Source organism: Stenotrophomonas sp. GW821-FHT02D01, from assembly GCF_059421765.1.
Genome location: NZ_JBWKVP010000001.1, coordinates 559,239 through 577,131 on the forward strand (window position 1 = coordinate 559,239; position 17,893 = coordinate 577,131).

Consider the following 17,893-nt stretch of genomic DNA (forward strand, 5'->3'; position numbering starts at 1 on the left):
TCAGAGGTCCGGTGGCTCGCAAGGCTATCCGGATCCGAGGCTTGATGGCTGATGGAGCTGCCAGATGTCATAATCATCTGCTTTCAGCTGAAAACGCCCACATGGACGTTGGCCGCCCCTCAAAGCAATCTCACGCGCTCTTTCGCGCCGCAGTCAGGCCGGATGATCAGAGTCGACAGGACGTGCTGCTTGACGGCTTGGGCTTTGGCTGGCGCTCGACCGCCCTGTTCTTTCTCCTATTGGCTGGGGCTGTTATAGCCGTCGCAGCCACAGCGCGCTTTCCAAGGAAAGAGCGGGCCCAAGGTGAGATATCCACCGAAATGGGAACAAAGCAAGTAACTGCGACCCGCCAGGGCGTGGTCTCGGCGATACACGTTAAGCCAAATGAGGTTGTTCGGAAGGGGCAGAGTCTGCTGAGCCTTTCCTACGACCGGACGGTCGATGGCATAAGTATCGGAGATCGCAGCCTAGAAGCCGCTCGGAGGCAGATGGTGTCGCGCCTAGACTCGCTGGGTGACACGGCAGAAGCCGTTAGGCAGAAGATCCTTGAGGTGGAGCTTGAGGCGGCCGAGAACCGCGAGCAAGTTCACTATCTCAATGAGCTTATCGCTCTAAAAGAGATGCAGATCGAGGACAAGCAGCGGACAGTTGCAGCCATGGAGCAGCTCACCAAAGAGAAGATCGTCTCGGAGCTGCAGTTCCGCGCTGCTCGTAGTGATCTTTTGGACCAGCAACAGCAACTTGTCGGTCTCAAACGAGAGAGGGGCCAGCTGGTAGCCAAAATAGGAACGTCGGAAATCTCTAGACGCCAATTGGAGTACCAAGCCTCTTCATCCGAGTCGATGATCACGGCCGAGACGGCCGCGTTCGATGAGAAGGAGATCTCGTTGCGAGCCGGTACCGCGGAGACACTGATAGCTCCAATGGATGGCCGCGTATCAAGTCAGATTGCGTCTGTTGGCGAGTCCGTCCAGCCCGGTGCATCACTCATGATCATCGCAGCGGCGAATGAGCCAGCGCTTGGGCGCGCATGGGTGAAATCTTCAGCCATTGGATTCCTGAAGCTAGGAAGCGAAGCGCGTTTGAAGGTCTCGGCTTTCCCGTACCGCAAGTTTGGCACGATCTCAGGAACAGTACGGGAAGTGGCGACGGCGCCCACGCCAGTTGCAGACTTGCCCAGAGATCTCAATGCATCCGAAGCCATGTATGCAATCACTATCTCCCTATCTTCTGCCCATCACGGGTTGCCCCGCACTCAAGCCATTGAACCATCCATGCTCGGAGACGGAATGAAGTTCGATGTGGATCTCATGATGGAGCGGAGGACACTTCTGGAGATGCTATTCGATCCCGCAAGAACGGCGCTCTCTGGCCTGGAATGACCTGCTCAGGCGTCACACGCTTTACGCTGGTTATTGAACCTGTGGAACATGTAGCAATCACTGTCGCGAGGCTCGCAATCTGTGGTCGATGAGTAACCGCGATGATCGTGATTCCCATCGATCTTAGCGATAGGAAAATTTCCCGTTCCTTGTCTAGATCGACGTTCGCTGTCGCCTCATCAAGAAGAAGAACTCGGGGGTGGCGATACAGGGCACGGGCAATCAGTAGCCGCTGACGTTGCCCGGCTGACAAAGAGCTTCCGATCTCACCAATGCGGGTCTGCAGCTGGAGTGGCATTGCTTTGACCTCTGTTGCGAGTCCAGCCACTACCAGGCATCGCCAGATCCTTTCTGGCTCAGCATCTTCGGCAAAGAAGGCTACGTTCTCGGCGATGCTTCCTCCAAGCAGCTCATCCCCTTGCATGACGACACCAATTTGCGACCGTATTGAGCGTGAGAATGGCGTAGACAATGCCGTGCCGTCATACCGGATCTCACCCTGCTGGGGGGGATACAAGCCAGCCAGCAGCTTCATGATAGTGCTCTTGCCACAACCGGAGGGGCCACTGAGGAGCACAAAGTCTCCTGCATGGACTGCGATGTTGAGCGCCTTTACCGAAAATTCGTCTGATTGGCCGTAGCGATAGTACACATTCTGGGCGTATACGCGCCCTTCAAGCGGAGGGTGATCCATTGCCTCTGGACCCATCAATTCGCTCTCGCTAAGCACAATGTCTGCCAATCGATCTGAGTGAAGGACAGTCTGGCGGAAGGCGGTGACCTGCTGGACGAACGTATGGATTCGGGCAGACAATTGGCGCTTGAGTGCGAAGAAGGCAAAGAGCGCGCCAATTGTTAGCGCTTGGTCCAACAATAGATGTACGCCCAAGTACACGGCACCAGCCGTTGCCAGATTGTCAAGCAAGGTGCGGCTAGCGGACAAGGTCGCCAGCAATGAGTTCAATCGATTTCCTGCGTTCGTTGCATCCGCAAGTCGGGCGGACCATTCCGCCTCACGATTCAGCTCGGCACCGGCAGACTTGATGGACGCGATCGAACGAATCGTCTCGATCCTGGCAGTCTTCTCCCGCAGCGATGCTTGGAAGGCCTCCCCACCCAGCTTGTTTCGGGCTGGCGACGAAGCCCAGGAAAGAGCCAGGTAGATTGCTGCGGCAGAACTGCCGATAAGCGCAAGCAATGGAGAGACGATGAACATTGTCGCCACAAGTAGCAGTGACAGCATCCCATCCATTACCGCGGACACAAGACCCCCCGTTAACGCTTGCTTGAGGGAATCCATCGTGTCGAATCGCGACGAAACGTCGGCAAGGCGCCTTCGCTCGAACCACGACAGAGGAAGGAGAATCATGTGCCGGAATAGCCGTCGCGATGCATTCCAGGATAGAGCGCTTGCGGCCCTGGACATAGCACGTGAGCGAAGTATCTCAGCCAGAAAGTTGAAGGTCGCAAGCAGAGCAAAGCCGAGTCCCAGAAGGACCAGTAAGTCAGTGTCTGTATGTGTTGCCGCCTCGTCTACCGATATCTGGATGAAGAAAGGCGAGCTGACGAGGAAGAGTTGAAGGAATACAGAGTAGACCGACCCAAGTCCCAGGGCCTGCTTCACTTCGGATGTGATTGTCGCGAACCGTCGAAGGCTGAACTGACGATCACTCCTGCTTGCTACGAAGCCTGGAAGCCGAGTTAACTCGAGTGCGACTCCGGTAAAGGATTCCGAGACCTGCGCACTGCTTAGGTGCGTATGGCCAGTTGCGGGATCAAAGATACTGAAGCGCCCGCGTGAGCACTTACGAAGTACAACGAAGTGTGAGAGCTTCCAGTGCAGTACCGCCGGCAGCGAGATATGTTGAAGATCCTCCACCTCGCAGCGAATTGCACGAGCGTGGATGCCGAGGCTGGTGAACGCGGAGATCAGCGCCGCAGCATTCATACCTTGAGACGACGCGGGGTGCCGAATCCGAAGAGAGGATAGACTCGTCTCTCTACCCATCAAAGAGGCGCAGGTGGCCACACACGCCAATCCGCACTCGGAATGCTCACTCTGATACTGGAAGTGCTGCCGTGACATTGTTACTTACTCGTTCTGTCTTCTGGGCGCGCTCTTCGAGTTGCTGCGGCGGAGTTCATTGCCACGCACCCTACATCGGGTGGCTGACCGAGAACGAATCCGACTGCTACATGCAGAGGTGCCGTGTTGGCGCCTGATCAAGGCTTTGACGTGAGCCTTCAACGTTCCCACGCCCGGGCTGCACATGAGCGGGACGTGGTCATGTGCGAAGACTAGAAGTCGTCAAGAGGGACCCTCACGCGCGGTGATGAGGTCGCGCCTCGCCTCGCCGTTGCGGCAGTTGGCTAGTCCTTGTATTTGAACTCAATGCTTCCCAAGCAATCGCTGCCAGGAGCTCTGCCTATAGCATCGATGCTCACTTGAGAATTCTCGTGAAAGGCGTGCTTTCGCTGCCCTTCGGTCTTCCATACTGGAGTCGGTTCCGGCGGTTGCAAAAACAGACCGAGCGCATCACTGACCTCAGCCAGCTTCAAGCAGGATGTATCATCGACGATCGATTTCTGCGTCACCGTCAATTGCCTTACTCGCTCTGAGAATCGATCGCGGATAAGTACGGCAGGGCCCATGGCAGAGTCGGACCTAGGCTCAAGCTCAAAGAACCGCACGTTGCCCGTAGTGCCAATCCTGCTCGCAGTCACATCGAATGTGCGCGAAATGCTCGCGTCGTCAGGTCTTTGTCGGAACTGAATCAAATCCTCGGCAGTGAAGCTAGAGGGCTCAGGTTGAGCGGATTGATATGCCTGCGCAGTCAGCACTACGCCTAGTGAGCATGCGAGAGCGCACGCGGCGGCAAAGGTCTGCCTTCCAAAATTGGGTACGCGAGTTCCATTCGACATCCGATCTCCTTACGCTTGATCTAGAACTAAGCCGGCCTGTAAGGTCGGGCTGGAATGTTCGTCATGTGCCGAATGAAAGTCAAGGAAATCTATGGCGATCCATCTGGTCCCGCCAGTATCGTACAGTGCGTTCGTTGAAGGGGTGGCTAGCCATGCTCGAGAAATTGTTGCGGTAGAGGCGAAGCGATCGGTACTTCTACAAGAAGGATCACGCGTCAACACGGATGATCTATGTCACGGGTTGCTGCATTTCTGGGCTCCACACGAATCCAGGCTCGTTCATCCACTCTCAGAACATGTGAAGCTCCGGGGATTGATAGAACGCTGTCACGGTTCGAGTGTCGAACATGCTGTGCTCTGCGAGGTGGCTGACCAGTGCAGGGACCTTCTAGACAGTTCAGCGCCGGCTGCTCTGCAGTCGGCTATCAAGCTCATCGCGGATCGCTTGGGCGTGGATGGCGAGCTACGCGGTGGTCCCAATGTCACCTCGGCCGATGAAGCAGGAAATCGTTGGGGCTACATGCCACACGCACTGCTTGCAAAGAGGCTTGAATGGCTGACCGCATGCGCCTGTGATAGAGGCTGGTCGCCCTTCGTGCGTGCGACCTGGTTCTACGTCGGCCTGCTCAACTGTCACCCACTTCGAGATGGGAATGGTCGAACCGCCAGGGTGCTGTTCAACGCATTGCTTTGGCAGGGTCAGGCTGCCTATCTTCCAATCCATGAGGCTAGCAACTCTCTCGGCTCAAGCCTGGAAATCTGTCTGCGTCGAGCGGCCAACGGAAATGACTGGTCAGACATCATTGGCTTTCTACACACTCTCCTGAGTGCACAGTTGACTGCGCTGATGCTCCGTATGCAGTTTCCCCGGGCGCAGTAGAAGGCTGGAAGCACACGGCTTGATCAATCGCTTCGATCTGGGAATCGACAAGAAGATCAGGCGGAGTATTCCACCTGACCTTCTGGCTGGCTTTCAGGAAGAGCGCCATCGTCTCTAGCTTGATCGTCAGGCTTGCCGAAACTTAGGGACCACCTGTGTCAAAGGGGTGATGAGGTCACTCTTCTTCCCATGATTCACGGCCGCCGGTACTGCCGCCGCTACCGCCCATGCCAATGGTCCAGCCACCGCTACCCCACGTCCAACTGCCACCGGTCCACGGAACGCCCCCAGTTCCACCTGTGCCTCCCCAACCTCCGCTGCCTGAGCCGCCCTTTGCGCCGAATGTTTCGTCCCACGGCTCGGCGAGATAGTCAGCCTGGGTCTTATTCGGATCGGTGGGATGCCTCATGCTGCCGTAGATGTCACCCATAGCCTTGATTGCTTGGTCGAGCGTGTACTCAGATCCAATCTTGTTCTTGATCTCAATGAATCGAGAGTCCCAAGTGTAGTTGGCCGCTTCCGGGTACTTTGCAGCTAGAGCTGCGTTGGCATCCATTGCAGCGAGAACTCCGCGGCCCTCTTCCTTAAGGTAGGTGGCGACGTACTCTTCTCTGGTTGGCGTGTGGTCCCAAGTCACCCGATTCTCCACATGCGCCAACTCATGGGCGATAGTTCTCGCCATCTGCAGGGCATCACCCTTGATGTTCGGGTTCAAATAGATGCTGCCCAGCTCAACATACCCGTTGGCTGCGCCCATCTCGCGGAACTGGATGGACCTTCCGCTGTCCATGTAGTTCTTGAGCGACTGCTGCACATCGGGGATGTTGCCAAGAACTTCATCCAGCTCACTTGTTACGCCGGAAGAGAACCCACTTGCTGCAGCGAGTGCGAACATCCCAGTAGCGCTGATATCGAAATGGACGTTTTCCAGCCCATCCCAGCGAGTCTCGTCAAAGTGGTGCCCGACCATTCCTTGGTCGATCTCCCCGTCCCAAACCCCGCTGGAGGCCGCTTGGAAATCCGTCTGACTTCCACCTGAAACCAGCAGCAGTTCTTCGACGGTGAGTTCGCGTACGGCGCGCATTCCTGTTGCCATGTTTCTTCCTTTCAAGTCGTTCGTTTGTCCCGCGCGATGCGAAGCGCGGCGGACGATGTTGGGAGCAGCTTGAATAGAAGTCAACAACATCCCTTGATAAGCGCAGCCGCTCGAGTTGCTCGTTAGGAATGAGAACTCCAGCCTTGGAAGTACTTGCCAGACGGCTCTGGGTAGACCTCAGAAAGCACTCTGATGAGAGCGTCGGGGCGGAGTAATTCGTTTGAGCCTTCAATCGTGCAACCTCAGGTGGGGGACCGGCTGCACACCTGCCGACCTCTTGGTCAACCCGCTGGTGCGTCCTTGGCCACCGCGTGCTCAGCACCGCGGCAGGTCGGTCACCGAATCGTGCCCCTGCCAGGACACCAGCGCGTTGGCCGCCAAACCTGCAGCAGACTCGCTGGCCGGCCGAACCCCCACCATTCCGACGCGCCAAACCAGTCCCGCTGCGCATCGCCACGGCCGATCGTGCACGGTCCAGTCTCCGTAACGGGAGGGTCCAGTCGGTAGCGTGGATTCGGAGATACTGATGCGATGGATACAGGGGCGCTGAGTGCAGCTCGCTGGCTTTACGTTACGGCGTGAAAGTTGAGGTTCGACCTGAGCAGGAGAGCTACTGCCACTCGTCGCCGTGAATGATGCCTCTCAACGCTCACTCCGGTCATAAGGTGTGCTGGTATGCCGTAGGGGCAAAGGCTCTATCCGAGTAGTACTCGCCTGAGGTTGCTTGCGAACTGGAGGTCGCCGATGCGTTGGATTGAAACGGCGTCGGCCTTGGGGCGTGGGCGGGCCGTTCTGCTCGGTCACATCAGCGCGCTGGCGCAGCTGCTCTGGTGCATAGCGTCGTTAGCTGTAACGTAGCGCTACTAGGTGTAATTGACAGTTGTGGCGCAGGATGATGTAAGTGCGCATACCCGCCCAGGCTGGGTGCTCGAAGTGCACGGCGGCGTCGAATCCACTGCCGGCAAGCGCGAACGGGTCAGTGCGCTCGGAAAGGTGCACGGTGATGTTCGGATGCGCGCGGCTAAACGCGGGCAGGCGAGGGATAAGCCAGCGCAACGCGAAGGTGGGCGTTACGGCAATGTCCAGGCTTGCAGCATCCTTTGGTTGGCCCATCAGGTATTGGCTGTCCCGGTCCAAGCGGTCCAGCGACTCGCGGACTTGGGCGGCGTATCGCTCGCCATTGGGCAGCAGGCGGACGCGATTGCCGACCCGCTCAAATAGGGGGACCCCAGGAAGGACTCCAGCCTGCCGGTCTGGCGGCTGATGGGCCGCAGTGCGTTGATCTGGGGTGACATCGTGCATTTTCCTCACATCCAAATTGCCCGGCCCGACGCATCCGTCGCGTTCGATCAGGATCCGCGGCGGGCTGCAGCGGCCCGTTCAGCGCTTTTGGATATGGTCAGTGCAGATCGGTTGATCGCGGCCGGCACGCACTTGGGTGAGCTGGGGTTTGCTCGCATCCAGCGCATCGGAAGGAGTTATGCCTTCATCTACGCCGGATGAAGAAGGACTGGTTGTTGTAAGGGCAGCGTCCGCTCTTGGCCGATAGCGGACATTGGCAAGCGAACGGGCACGGAAGCTGCCGTCCAAATCTTGAGTTGGGAATACTCATCGAGGGTGGGGCGGCCAGTATTCTTCATGATCCATCCGCTCCGGACCGCTTCTCCGTTGTTCCAACAAGACGTCCCAGGAAATTTTGCGCTAAGCGTGCCAGAGTTCCTGAAGGTCAATGTCCCCACTGTCCGGACGTCGGTTGGAGCTGAGCATGTCGACCTGGACAACCATCGGCAGATCGAAGGCGGTGCCCGTCACCACACAGCAGCCCTGAGTGAGGTTGGGAATGAGCGCGCGAGAAATCGGGTCCAAGGTGGAGATGGTGTTGTCAATCAGGAATAGATCGCGCTCATTCACTAGCCTGTGGATCAAGAAGTTGTGGATCTGAGACACGATAGTCGGAGAGATGTCGGCCGGCCGCTGGCTGGCAATGGTCAGAAAGGCACCGAACTTGCGGCCTTCCTTAATGATTTCTTCAAACAGCTCCAGACGGTAGTCCTTCCACGCCTCGGCCTCGCGGGCAGACATCTCTGACAGGATGTTGTGGGCCTCGTCGATTATAAGGTGCAACGTTCGGTCTGGCGGTGAGGCCACGGCGGCGCGATGATGGTGATACGCGTGCTTGGCGATGAGGATGGGAAGAATCTTCTTTGCGTCGGTGCTGCACCTCTTAAGCGATATGACCATTAACATGGAAGCGGGATGGACGTCTTCGATCGCCACCTGAACAGTTTTGCGCAGCATGGTAATGGCTCCCTCCATGCGTTTCATCAGCGGCAGAATGTGATCCAGCTGAACTTGGCCCGTGCCGATATCGTTCATCAGCCCCAATTGGCAGCGAACATCCAACTCCTCAAACGCGTCCATGTTGGGGAGTGCTGCGGCATCAACGAGGGCGGCGAGCGCGTTGGCATAACCAACGCCGTCTGCGTTGAACCAGGTGCCTGTACGCGGATTATTGAAGGTTGACACGGCGCCGTGCCATTGGATTTCGTCGAGCGCTTGGATAAGGTCGTCTAGGTCCAATTGGCGGACCAAGAACCTGGCTCGATCAAGGAGCTCTGGACGTGGGCGGCTCGATGTGAATATTTTCTTGACCACGCTTCGAAAATAGCGGGGTAACGAATCTGGTAAGTGGCCAAAGCGCCTGCGGCCTTCCACCACGCGGCTCAGGAAAGGGCGCTGGGTGTGCTGGGTGGCCTGGAAGAGCAGCGCAAGAGTCTCCACATCCCAGAATTCGTCGAACGAGATCGTAATGCGGTCCCCTGGGGCGCGCCCGGTCGACACGTCGAGAACCCGCTTGTAGGGTGCGTCGACCAGCTGAGCTTGAGTGTATTCGCCGTTGAAGTCGATGAGAAGGAAGCGGCTGCGCTGAGCTAAGCCGGGTGGGTTACGCTCGAACAACGCCGTGTACAACTTGGCTAAGGTGTTGGACTTTCCGCTGCCCGTATTCCCAAAGATGCCGATGTGGCTATTGAAGACGCGCGTATATGGCAGCGCGACCGGAAGGCCCTCTTTTTGCAGCATTCCGATACGCAGGCCAGGGGCATGTGCCGATCGATCAAAGATCTGCGCAATCCTCTGGTCGGATAAGAGGTGCGCTTCATCCAGGATCATGGGCAAGAACTTGATCCCGTGCACGAAGCGGTTATTTTCGAAATATCCGATCGGTCGCGCATCGACGCGACGCACATACTCCGTACGAACTCCGTCAGTCTCACTCCGACGCTCGTCCAGGAATTCGCCCTCAACCATGCAGATGATGTCGCGAAAGCCTCGGGAGATTGATAAATACTCACGGATCGAAATACCCTTCAGCCGTTCGCCGCGAACGAACAAGACCTCCTTGCTTGATTCTTCATCGATGCGGAGCGTGACCTTGGTGCCCGCCACTGCGATGACCTCGCCGACCCGCATCATGGGGCCGCCCCAACCACCGGCCCCGCAGCGGGTGGGCTAACGGCGGTGAGCAGGGTGTTGAACGTATCGAAGGTGAGGGGTCCGTCCGTGGCCGCCACACAGGCAACATTCGCGTAGTCCGCAAACTGGGCGGACAAGCGCGCATGCTCGGTCTCGTTGAAGCACGTGACAAATACCATCAACTGTGGGTTGGACAGCGAGCGCTTGACGAGATTGAGGATATGCTCATCCGCGAACGAAAAGCCGAAGGTGATGAGAACGGCATTCTCTCGCTCCAGCTCAAAGCTAAGCATGCGGAGCATCTGGTAGTAGTGCTCTTCAAACACAGTTTCGTGGAACTTCCATTTAGTTGGGTTCACGATCGGAAGCCTACGGTAGGCGGACCAAAATGCATCCATCTGGGCTTGAGTTAGCGGGGCTTCAGGCAGTGCCGTATCTGGGCCGCCGGCCTCCAACTGCTCCCAATAATCCTTAACGGCCTCGCGCATCCCGTCATTGACCAACGGGGCGTCTGTCAAGTGACCTTGGTTGTAGGACACATGCACTTGATCGGCATGCCGGGACCAATAGACCGAGCCATGTAAGTTGATGATATTGATCTGAGGAACGGTCTGGCGATGCCTCTCGAAGATCCCAGTGCGCGTGAGATAGGTGTTGTAGTTGCGCGCCTCGACAACACGTTGGAAGAAGCCCCGGCTCCCGTCATTGACCACGAAATCCTGCCCGCCGTCGAGCGTGATGCGATTGGCCGCTTCCGGCAGGCATCCGTCGTAGTTTGTGGTGAACAAATTGCAGCGCCGGTCGACCCCGCGCCGGCGCTGGAGCAGCGTGAGCACCGCCCGTATGAAGCGCTCGTAATTGGCTTGGACCGTAGATCGCGCGGGGTCGTTACGAATGGCTTCGAACGACATCTGCTGGGCCGGGCGAATGCACCGGTCGTAGTAGTGCATGAATAGCGCGGTGTACCGCTTCCTATCGTCCTGCTGTTCGTAAGACGTCGCCAAAGTCTCGATTGTATGTGCCCTGCCGTCGCCGCATGTGACCTTCAGCGCAAGTGTGGGCAGCAGGCCAAACGACGCGCCGGACCCGATCAGGAAGTTGAGGGGTTTGTCGTAAATCGCGTTGACATCAAAGCTCATGGCCGGTCCTTGGAAGGTGAGATCTATCTCTTGCAGATGCCGTATGGTATGCTGTAAGTGAGGCGCCCGCCCAAGTTCTGAACGACTTAAAACAGGCATGGCTGTATCCCGTTTCACCTAACACCGCCCCCTTATCTCCGGTATGCCGGCTGTTTGGAAGGCGACAAAGCGTTCAGCGCACCAGACAGTGATGGAAGCATGCTGATGAACTTTGATCTTAGTGCCGCCGCTTATGCGGCTTCCCTGGACCTGAAGAAGCAGGGCCTGAACCTTCCACGTTCCCATGTAAGTGAAATCCTGGCCGCCCTCTTGGGCTATGGATCGCTGGCCGCGTTGCATATCGAGAACGGGAATAGCACGCTCGACTATCATCTGGATGATGCTGAGTTGCTGGTGTTGAACCTCCCCGCATGTCAAGAACGGGCCATCGGCCTGGGCTACTCCGCGGCCGTGGTGGCTCCCTGCGTCGAAGCGATCACTGCCCATGCTCTAGTACCGGTGTTCAAGAGCGTAGATGACTTTTACTTTGAACACGCCTACGAAGCTTTGGTGCGGGTCATCGCCGAAGGTGAAGACGTGGCCAGCGTGATGGCCGACAGCAACGCCAGCTACCCTGATGATCCCGACCTAGAGGAGTGGGAGACCAGTGGAGACCTGTGGACGTCGCCGACGGATTGGACGATCGGGGCCAATGGCACCTGGACAGGCGAGTACGATCCCGATGGCGACCGTATGTTCAACGGCAACACGCTCGATGTCCGGGGCAGGCTGGTCTATGCCAAGGCAGGTCGCGCCGGGCTCATTCGCATGGACGAGGAGGATGGCGCCTCGCCGGTAGATGACTGGCGCGACGAGAATTACTGAGGTACCTCGCGCCTAAGTAGAGCAACGCAACGGGTGTCAGCCAAGTGGCTGGCGCCCTCTCAAGGTTCTTGTGGGTAGCAAGTCACTTCTGGCTGGATGCGGTAACTGTCTCCAACACAAGCTTGCTGCAGGCCTCTGTATGTAGGACCTTCTCTGTGCAGTAGAGATAGACCGTTCGTCAAGGTGCTTGCCTATCCATCTTAGGGGTCAAGGGCAAGGTAGAGCGCCAAGGATGGTTTCAGGAAAAGCGCAGGTCCAGGGTTCGAAAATAGTCGTCCAGGTCCTCAATCTTTGAGTGCTCTCTCAAACTTGGCTATAAGCTTGCTTAGTGAAAGGCCCGCCAATTGTGCGATGTCCCTGAGTTCAACCACGTCGAGCCTACGCTTCCCGGTCTCGACGTCGCTAATGAACGACTGGCTCCGCCCAAGCTTCTGCGAGACCTCACTCTGCGTGAGCCCGGCCGCCATTCGCACGTCCCTGACGACTCGGATCAGGGCAGCGTACTCTTTGCGATGAATGGATTTGGGCATGGCCGCGCCTTGCATGAGCGGCCTAAAAAGCTATATCCACTTCTCAGATATCTAAAAAACCGATATTCTGTCTTCCTCTACTCCTTGTATGGGATGGGGGGGGGCGATTGGATCGCCCTCCCGCCTGGGAGTCGCTCATGCTGGATCGAAGTCCGCTAACTGCGGATCTGTGTGGGAAAAGATGGTGATCCAATCGGTGGTTGGGGGAGAGGGCTTGTCTAGTGATTGAGTACTAGAAGTGGGCTGTTCTTCTGAAGAGGCAATTCAAGCGGGCTGAAGGATGGAGTTCCGGAATTCGGCAAGTTCATCCGGTGGGTATCGAGCGTTGTGCCCGGAACTGACAGTGTTGAAGTGGCTATCTAATGGCCGGGAGTAGCAATCTATGCGTCCAATTACGCTTGCCATGGACCTTGAGGGAACGCTGATCTCCAATGCCGTCAGTCAGATACCGCGGCCGGGACTGTATCGCTTCCTAGAGGCGATCAATGACATCTTTGAGTTCACTGTTATCTACACAACGGTACCCGAGCCCGTCTTCCGCAACATCGCACAGCTTCTGGTCCGTGAAGGTAGTGCGCCAGCTTGGTTCGCCAGCATCCCGTACATTGACTGGCAGGGACCGACAAAGGATCTGAGAAACGTATGCGCTATCTCTGGCGCCGTCCTTTTGCTCGATGACCACGAACCCTACATCCATCCAGGTCAAGAGGGATGGTGGATAGAAGCTCCATTGTTCGGCTTTCCTTACGCAGAGGAAGACAGGGGGTTGGAAGCGGTTCTTGGGATGATTAGAACGCGTCTAGCAGAAGGCTCCTAACGCTTACCGGTAGTCATGTAGCGACAGAACTCACCTTTCGCGACTCTCTCGGCAGAGGGTCGCGGTTGACAATCTGAAGAGGTATCAATGACGCGAACCAGCTTGACTCATCCAATCAGAATTGCGGAGCTGCTCGTTGGTGACAAAGGAGGCGCGATCGGCGTAACTTTCGCTCCGGGAAAGCATCAGCAGTCGGCCATGACCGGAGCTTGGGCGCGGGACCTCGATGTGGACATTGCAGCAGTTAGGGCTTGGGGCGCAACGCGTCTGATTTCATTACTAGAACCGTGGGAGTTCCAAGAGCTGCAAATCAATAGTTTGCCCAGTGTCGTGGCCCAGAGTGGAATCAGTTGGCATGGTCTGCCCATTACCGATGGCCAAGCCCCAGATCAAAGACTTTTGGATCGCTGGCAAGTGCTGAGCTTGACTCTTGTTCGTGAATTGCTGGAAGGGCGTCGGGTCGTAGTGCACTGCAAGGGTGGCCTCGGAAGGGCTGGCACTGTAGCGGCTATGCTTTTGCTGCAGTCCGCGACTGCGCAAACTGCGGCCGAAGCGATGGAGATGGTTCGACGTGTCAGGCCTGGAGCTATTGAGACTCTGACGCAGGAAGAGTTCTTGCACTACTGGATGGCTGTCGTGTATCGGGAGGGTTCGTCTGTCCGTCGCAATGACGGATAAGGCGTGTTTTGGCGAGCGGCGCGGAGGTTAGAGCCGCCAATGTCCGGCGGGTTCAAGCCAGTACTCTTGGCCCAAGGGCAGGAACGTTTCCATGGCGATATCAAGAATCAATGGCTTGCGCCAACCTTGGGCCGGCACAAAGCAAAAATCACTGGTTGCAAGCATTCCAGACTGGGCCCTACGAAGGAGCCATATGGTTCGTGAATTGATCTCTCGATCAAGCATCTGGCGAATCGTTGCATCGGTCATATCCCTTTGAAGAAGCTGTGAAGCGGTGTTGCGCAGGCTTGCCCATAGCACGTACCTCTTCCGACCTAGCCCGAGCGCATGCCATTCCATAAGTTGAGTACTTCGCAAGCCGTCTCCCAGCGAAGGGGGGAGGCGATGCTTTCGTAGGAGGTTGGCTAGGTATGCCCGAGCGTCGCTTTCACTAAGTGAGGCTCCGAGCCGTCGCTTCGCTTCAATGGGGCAATCGGCGGTCCAGCGGGCGAGGATGTCCATCAGCAGCGCCTCCAAGTTCACACCGGGGCGAGACCAACGGTGGTGATAGTTCCAGGCTAATGGTTCATACAAGGACCTGGCAGCAAAAGTGGAACCTTCGATACAGGCGCGTTCCAACACTTGAAGCGAGGCCAAGGTGTCTAGTGCCTCAGAACCGAGGGTGCCTGCTGCCACCGGGGCGCTTGCCGTCCTGGAGCGTTCCAGAGCACACCACGCGCATGCCAAGAAGGGGCCGAGCGAACGGACGAAAGAGTCCAGTTCGGGCCAAGGCGAAATGAGGGTCGGTTGGTTAACGACATAGGCCACATAGCCCTCAAATCGCAAATCCAGCGAGAAGGATATCAACCCACCCAGAGACTGTCTATCTGGTTTTCAGATAGTTGGAACCATGGACCTGGTCCACTGGAGGCGGCGACAGCCTGCGGGATGGAGGCCTGAGGACCAGGGTTGAATAGCAATAGGAGCTGCGGAATTGCCGACGGCTGAGTTCCTGAAAGGGAGCCAGATTCCGGTTGCATCTAGGCAAAGCTGCCCCCGTTCTGCGGAGATGGAGCAGCTGGACCGCTGGGGAGGCAAGGCGTCATCAATAGTGCTGCCGTCCCTCCTGCGGCGACCGCAGGAGCCTCTCCGACCAGACCGGTCATTTGGTCAACGGCTTCTTCCGTGGTGGATGGAACCGCAAAAAAGAGTAATCTCTGCCCGTGCGACGTGACAGACATAAGGTGCAATCGCCGAGAGCCCGTCGTCGCACATGGACCAGGGGCACAAGGAGTCAACTAGATGGGTTTCCTCACTGACGATGAGCGTCAGCAACTGCGTATTCACAGCATGATTTTGCACGTGGTTGGTGACGGCGAGTTCGAGCCGCAGCCGGCTCGAGCTGTTGAGTACGAGGAATTTTTTCTATCCCGTATTCGTGATACAGACGTAGCTGCCGTCCATGAGTTTCGGCAGAACTCTGCCGCACGCGACAAGCTATCGCGGATGGCGACCAACGAAATAGAGTTTGAAGAGGGTGCCCAGTCGCTGTCCGATGCATTCTCTCGGCAGCATCTTGCAACTGCCCGTGATGGCGCATTCTTCATTTTTGAGCTTCGGGTGAACGATCCCGCTGTACGCATCTACAGCATGATCAAGTATGACTATCGCGAGGCGATTGAGCAGGCCATTGCGGAGGATGGACAGCAGCGTCTCCGCCAGATTGTCCATGCGCTGATTGATGACAAGAAGGCTGTTCAGAAGTCGGCGCTGATACGCATCAATGGGGGTGTTCCCGAGCCGCAAGTATCCGCCCGAGATCGCACGAAGGCCTCACCGGACATCGCGGACTATTTTTCAATCTTCTTGGATGTTGATCGTTCGCGCAGCGATGAGGACTTGAATCGTGCTCTGCTTGAGAGCCTGCGGCAGGTACTCATTGCCTCAGTTGATCTGTTGCCGGAGCAGGATGCCGCCGCAGCGCTCAAAACAGCAAAGGCCAGTCTACGAGAACGTGAGCAGATCGATGAAGGTGCGATTGTGGATGCAGTTCTTGCCGCCGCCGGCCATCCAAATGAAGAGGTGCAACTTGTTCTTCGAAATCGTATTACCCGCAAGTTGCGAAGCCAGCGCCTGACCGGTCTCGTCTTTCCGCCCGATCGACAGATTCTGCGCAAGCCCGCGATGCGCAGGCTTCGCACTACTGAAGGGGTTACGGTGACCTACCCAGATGGCGTAACGGTTGAGCGAACCGCCCGAGACAACGGCATAGGGGAGGTGATCACCATCACCACCGAGTTGATTGTGGAGGAGACAATTGTCCGTGAAGGCGCTCGGTGAAGCCCTTGACCACCTTGTAGAGCAGGGCAAGGCACTCGTCGCTGAAACAGTCGACGCTGCGGTGGTTTCGCAGTTATCGCAGATCGATGCGGATGCCCTTAAGGTTCTGTGCTTGGCAGCAGGGTGGGAGTTCTCGCTCTTTGATCGAGCGGGCGAGCCGCTGGACGCGACCCAGCCAGTGCCGGAGGGGTTTGGGCCGTATCGTCTGCATATGAACAAGCCACCTGTAGCTCCAGGTGTGCTGCGACTGCTGACGCGATCAGGCCTCCGGCGGGCGTTGCAAGAGGACAACCAAGCGCCGATTTGGGCAGTTTTCGGATTCACTGGCCAAATTCCAAGCGGCAAGCGTGTTCTGCAGGGTTGGGATGAGTCCATAGCCCCGGTCGAGATTCCTGCTACTAAATCACCTCGCAGGTTGGTGCGGGAGTATACGCAGATCCGGCGAGTGCCGATCGACGTTCGCCTGTGGCTCACGGGTGAGCTGGAAGAGGCGAGCTTCAGCCAGCCGGCGGCACAGATATGGGTCGCCGCAGCTACGGCTGCACTCATCGCTTGCCTGCCAAGCGAGATAGATCCTGATGACGCTCGACTGAAGTTTCGAGGGCCTCCACGGCTGGAGCTTTCGTGGCTCAAGCATGATGAGGAGCCGCTCGGTCGGGATGCATTCAACACACTGCAATGTGTGGTTGCATGGATCTTTGAGAATGAGCGAGAGGCTGAGCTGAGGCACACGCTCTTGGCGGGAGAACTCGCTCGGTCAGGTTCCTCGCAAGGCGGAACCTTGGAGTTCCTAAAATCCCATCTAAAGCACGCTCTGGAAAGTGCTCAGATTGCCTACCAGATGTCTTTGTCTGAGACGGCTCGCGATACGTTGAAGGTCTTGGGCGAGCTCCGAAAGACTGTTACCGATGAAACGGCAAAGCTGTCGGAAATGAGTCGCCAGCTAACTGGTGCCGTCTCAGCAGCAGTGGCAACGGGGATCGGCCTAGTTGCGGCCCGCGTCGCTGCCAATGCGCCTTCGGTTTTGATCGTTTCGATCGTGCTTGTCGTTCTTGTCTACATAGCAATGATCATTGCGTCGGGCATTCGCTTTATGCAGCTGCAGCGCTCCCTTCGTAGTGAGTGGCAGCATCGCTTGTACCGCTTCCTTCCGAACGCAGAGTACACGACGCTAGTGACGGAGCCTACCCGGAGGGCCGAGAGATCGTTTATGACCACAGCTTGGTTGGGGGGCGCAGCCGTTGTTGCCCTGAGCTTGGCTTGTGGCTGGTTTGCATTTGTGGATGGGCGCGTTGGCAATGCTCGAAGCCAGTACCCTGCCGTTAAATCAGTGCCCGGAGTGAGCTTGGCGGCTGTACCAGATCGCCCAACTTCGGTTCTTCATAGTGCCGCATCGGCAGAGGATCATTCAGATGCACGCTGTCGACAGAACAGAGAACGCTGTCAACAGCCGTCTATTCCTAGGCCAAGCACTTCTTTGAAGGCGCCGCCAGCCAAGAATCTCGGGAAGTAGACACTTTGGCAAAGATGCAGTTGCCCAAGTACACCTGCGGGTCTCGTCAGTCGCAGGATACGGGCCTGGAGAAGATCAAGAATAACAAGGGGCTGCTGAAGGCCATAAGTCTTCTGGTGGTACGCGATCGCTCTCAGCTGATCATTGACGTCGGTTCGGAGGGCTGCGCATAGCTGTGTCTGCGCGTCCTGGAGATCTTGCGCGAAGACACTGAGCGTCACATGGTGCTGGCAGCGCGATGTGTCCTCACTATGCGAGAAATTCCTCAGTACTTACTGT

The 17,893-nt window shown here is 57.1% G+C and carries 14 protein-coding genes; 7 read left to right on the forward strand and 7 right to left on the reverse strand.

The features are described from left to right. The first annotated feature begins 101 nt into the window (after window positions 1-101). Window positions 102-1,382: an HlyD family secretion protein gene (locus AC07UW_RS02615; protein WP_495211361.1), complete on the forward strand. Its 1,281-nt coding sequence runs from the start codon at window positions 102-104 to the stop codon at window positions 1,380-1,382. Here AC07UW_RS02615 and AC07UW_RS02620 read toward each other — a convergent pair. Next, window positions 1,309-3,468 carry a peptidase domain-containing ABC transporter gene (locus AC07UW_RS02620; RefSeq protein WP_495211362.1) on the reverse strand — a complete coding sequence of 720 codons (2,160 nt, stop codon included), beginning with the start codon at window positions 3,466-3,468 and terminating at the stop codon, window positions 1,309-1,311. The two genes, AC07UW_RS02615 and AC07UW_RS02620, sit on opposite strands and share 74 nt — an antisense overlap. A gap of 927 nt (window positions 3,469-4,395) precedes the next feature. Here AC07UW_RS02620 and AC07UW_RS02625 point away from each other — a divergent pair. Next, entirely contained in the window at window positions 4,396-5,184 is a 789-nt protein-coding gene (locus AC07UW_RS02625) for a Fic family protein (RefSeq protein WP_495211363.1), read from the forward strand. A 175-nt stretch (window positions 5,185-5,359) separates the two neighbouring features. Here the strand turns inward: AC07UW_RS02625 and AC07UW_RS02630 are convergent, their stop codons facing one another. From AC07UW_RS02630 to AC07UW_RS02645, 4 genes are all read right to left on the reverse strand, one after another. Further along, a complete protein-coding gene (locus tag AC07UW_RS02630) occupies window positions 5,360-6,370 on the reverse strand; it encodes a hypothetical protein (protein WP_495211364.1) in 1,011 nt (336 codons plus the stop codon). 753 nt (window positions 6,371-7,123) lie between these two features. After that, window positions 7,124-7,582, reverse strand: coding sequence for a LysR family transcriptional regulator (locus tag AC07UW_RS02635; protein ID WP_495211365.1), 459 nt, complete (start codon window positions 7,580-7,582; stop codon window positions 7,124-7,126). Window positions 7,583-7,981: 399 nt separating this feature from the next. Beyond that, window positions 7,982-9,754, reverse strand: coding sequence for an ATP-binding protein (locus tag AC07UW_RS02640; RefSeq protein WP_495211366.1), 1,773 nt, complete (start codon window positions 9,752-9,754; stop codon window positions 7,982-7,984). Beyond that, window positions 9,751-10,893, reverse strand: coding sequence for a hypothetical protein (locus AC07UW_RS02645; RefSeq protein ID WP_495211367.1), 1,143 nt, complete (start codon window positions 10,891-10,893; stop codon window positions 9,751-9,753). Before AC07UW_RS02645 ends, AC07UW_RS02640 begins: the two co-directional genes overlap by 4 nt. A gap of 204 nt (window positions 10,894-11,097) precedes the next feature. On the opposite strand from AC07UW_RS02645, the gene AC07UW_RS02650 reads away from it, so the two are divergent. Beyond that, window positions 11,098-11,757, forward strand: coding sequence for a hypothetical protein (locus AC07UW_RS02650; RefSeq protein WP_495211368.1), 660 nt, complete (start codon window positions 11,098-11,100; stop codon window positions 11,755-11,757). A gap of 284 nt (window positions 11,758-12,041) precedes the next feature. Here AC07UW_RS02650 and AC07UW_RS02655 read toward each other — a convergent pair whose 3' ends face one another. After that, window positions 12,042-12,287, reverse strand: a complete 246-nt coding sequence (locus AC07UW_RS02655) for a helix-turn-helix domain-containing protein (protein ID WP_495211369.1) — start codon at window positions 12,285-12,287, stop codon at window positions 12,042-12,044. Between the two features lie 382 nt (window positions 12,288-12,669). On the opposite strand from AC07UW_RS02655, the gene AC07UW_RS02660 reads away from it, so the two are divergent. Both AC07UW_RS02660 and AC07UW_RS02665 read left to right on the forward strand, forming a co-directional pair. Further along, on the forward strand, window positions 12,670-13,104 hold the full coding sequence (locus tag AC07UW_RS02660; protein WP_495211370.1) for an NIF family HAD-type phosphatase: 435 nt from the start codon (window positions 12,670-12,672) through the stop codon (window positions 13,102-13,104). Window positions 13,105-13,302: 198 nt separating this feature from the next. Then, complete coding sequence (locus AC07UW_RS02665) at window positions 13,303-13,782, forward strand: cyclin-dependent kinase inhibitor 3 family protein (protein WP_495211524.1); 480 nt, start codon at window positions 13,303-13,305, stop codon at window positions 13,780-13,782. Window positions 13,783-13,809: 27 nt separating this feature from the next. Here the strand turns inward: AC07UW_RS02665 and AC07UW_RS02670 are convergent, their stop codons facing one another. Further along, entirely contained in the window at window positions 13,810-14,283 is a 474-nt protein-coding gene (locus AC07UW_RS02670) for a hypothetical protein (RefSeq protein WP_495211371.1), read from the reverse strand. A 780-nt stretch (window positions 14,284-15,063) separates the two neighbouring features. Here AC07UW_RS02670 and AC07UW_RS02675 point away from each other — a divergent pair. After that, window positions 15,064-16,101 (forward strand): hypothetical protein, encoded by a 1,038-nt coding sequence (locus AC07UW_RS02675; RefSeq protein WP_495211372.1) that lies wholly within the window; start codon window positions 15,064-15,066, stop codon window positions 16,099-16,101. Beyond that, the gene (locus AC07UW_RS02680; RefSeq protein WP_495211373.1) at window positions 16,085-17,614 is read left to right on the forward strand and encodes a hypothetical protein; all 1,530 of its coding nucleotides are present in this window, start codon (window positions 16,085-16,087) and stop codon (window positions 17,612-17,614) included. Before AC07UW_RS02675 ends, AC07UW_RS02680 begins: the two co-directional genes overlap by 17 nt. Window positions 17,615-17,893: the final 279 nt, after the last annotated feature.

Coding starts and splice junctions, on each gene's coding strand:
- AC07UW_RS02615 (WP_495211361.1), top strand. CDS start 102: ATGGACGTTGGCCGCCCCTCAAAGCAATCTCACGCGCTCTTTCGCGCC.
- AC07UW_RS02620 (WP_495211362.1), bottom strand. CDS start 3,468: ATGTCACGGCAGCACTTCCAGTATCAGAGTGAGCATTCCGAGTGCGGA.
- AC07UW_RS02625 (WP_495211363.1), top strand. CDS start 4,396: ATGGCGATCCATCTGGTCCCGCCAGTATCGTACAGTGCGTTCGTTGAA.
- AC07UW_RS02630 (WP_495211364.1), bottom strand. CDS start 6,370: ATGTTGTTGACTTCTATTCAAGCTGCTCCCAACATCGTCCGCCGCGCT.
- AC07UW_RS02635 (WP_495211365.1), bottom strand. CDS start 7,582: ATGCACGATGTCACCCCAGATCAACGCACTGCGGCCCATCAGCCGCCA.
- AC07UW_RS02640 (WP_495211366.1), bottom strand. CDS start 9,754: ATGATGCGGGTCGGCGAGGTCATCGCAGTGGCGGGCACCAAGGTCACG.
- AC07UW_RS02645 (WP_495211367.1), bottom strand. CDS start 10,893: ATGAGCTTTGATGTCAACGCGATTTACGACAAACCCCTCAACTTCCTG.
- AC07UW_RS02650 (WP_495211368.1), top strand. CDS start 11,098: ATGAACTTTGATCTTAGTGCCGCCGCTTATGCGGCTTCCCTGGACCTG.
- AC07UW_RS02655 (WP_495211369.1), bottom strand. CDS start 12,287: ATGCCCAAATCCATTCATCGCAAAGAGTACGCTGCCCTGATCCGAGTC.
- AC07UW_RS02660 (WP_495211370.1), top strand. CDS start 12,670: ATGCGTCCAATTACGCTTGCCATGGACCTTGAGGGAACGCTGATCTCC.
- AC07UW_RS02665 (WP_495211524.1), top strand. CDS start 13,303: ATGACCGGAGCTTGGGCGCGGGACCTCGATGTGGACATTGCAGCAGTT.
- AC07UW_RS02670 (WP_495211371.1), bottom strand. CDS start 14,283: ATGGACATCCTCGCCCGCTGGACCGCCGATTGCCCCATTGAAGCGAAG.
- AC07UW_RS02675 (WP_495211372.1), top strand. CDS start 15,064: ATGGGTTTCCTCACTGACGATGAGCGTCAGCAACTGCGTATTCACAGC.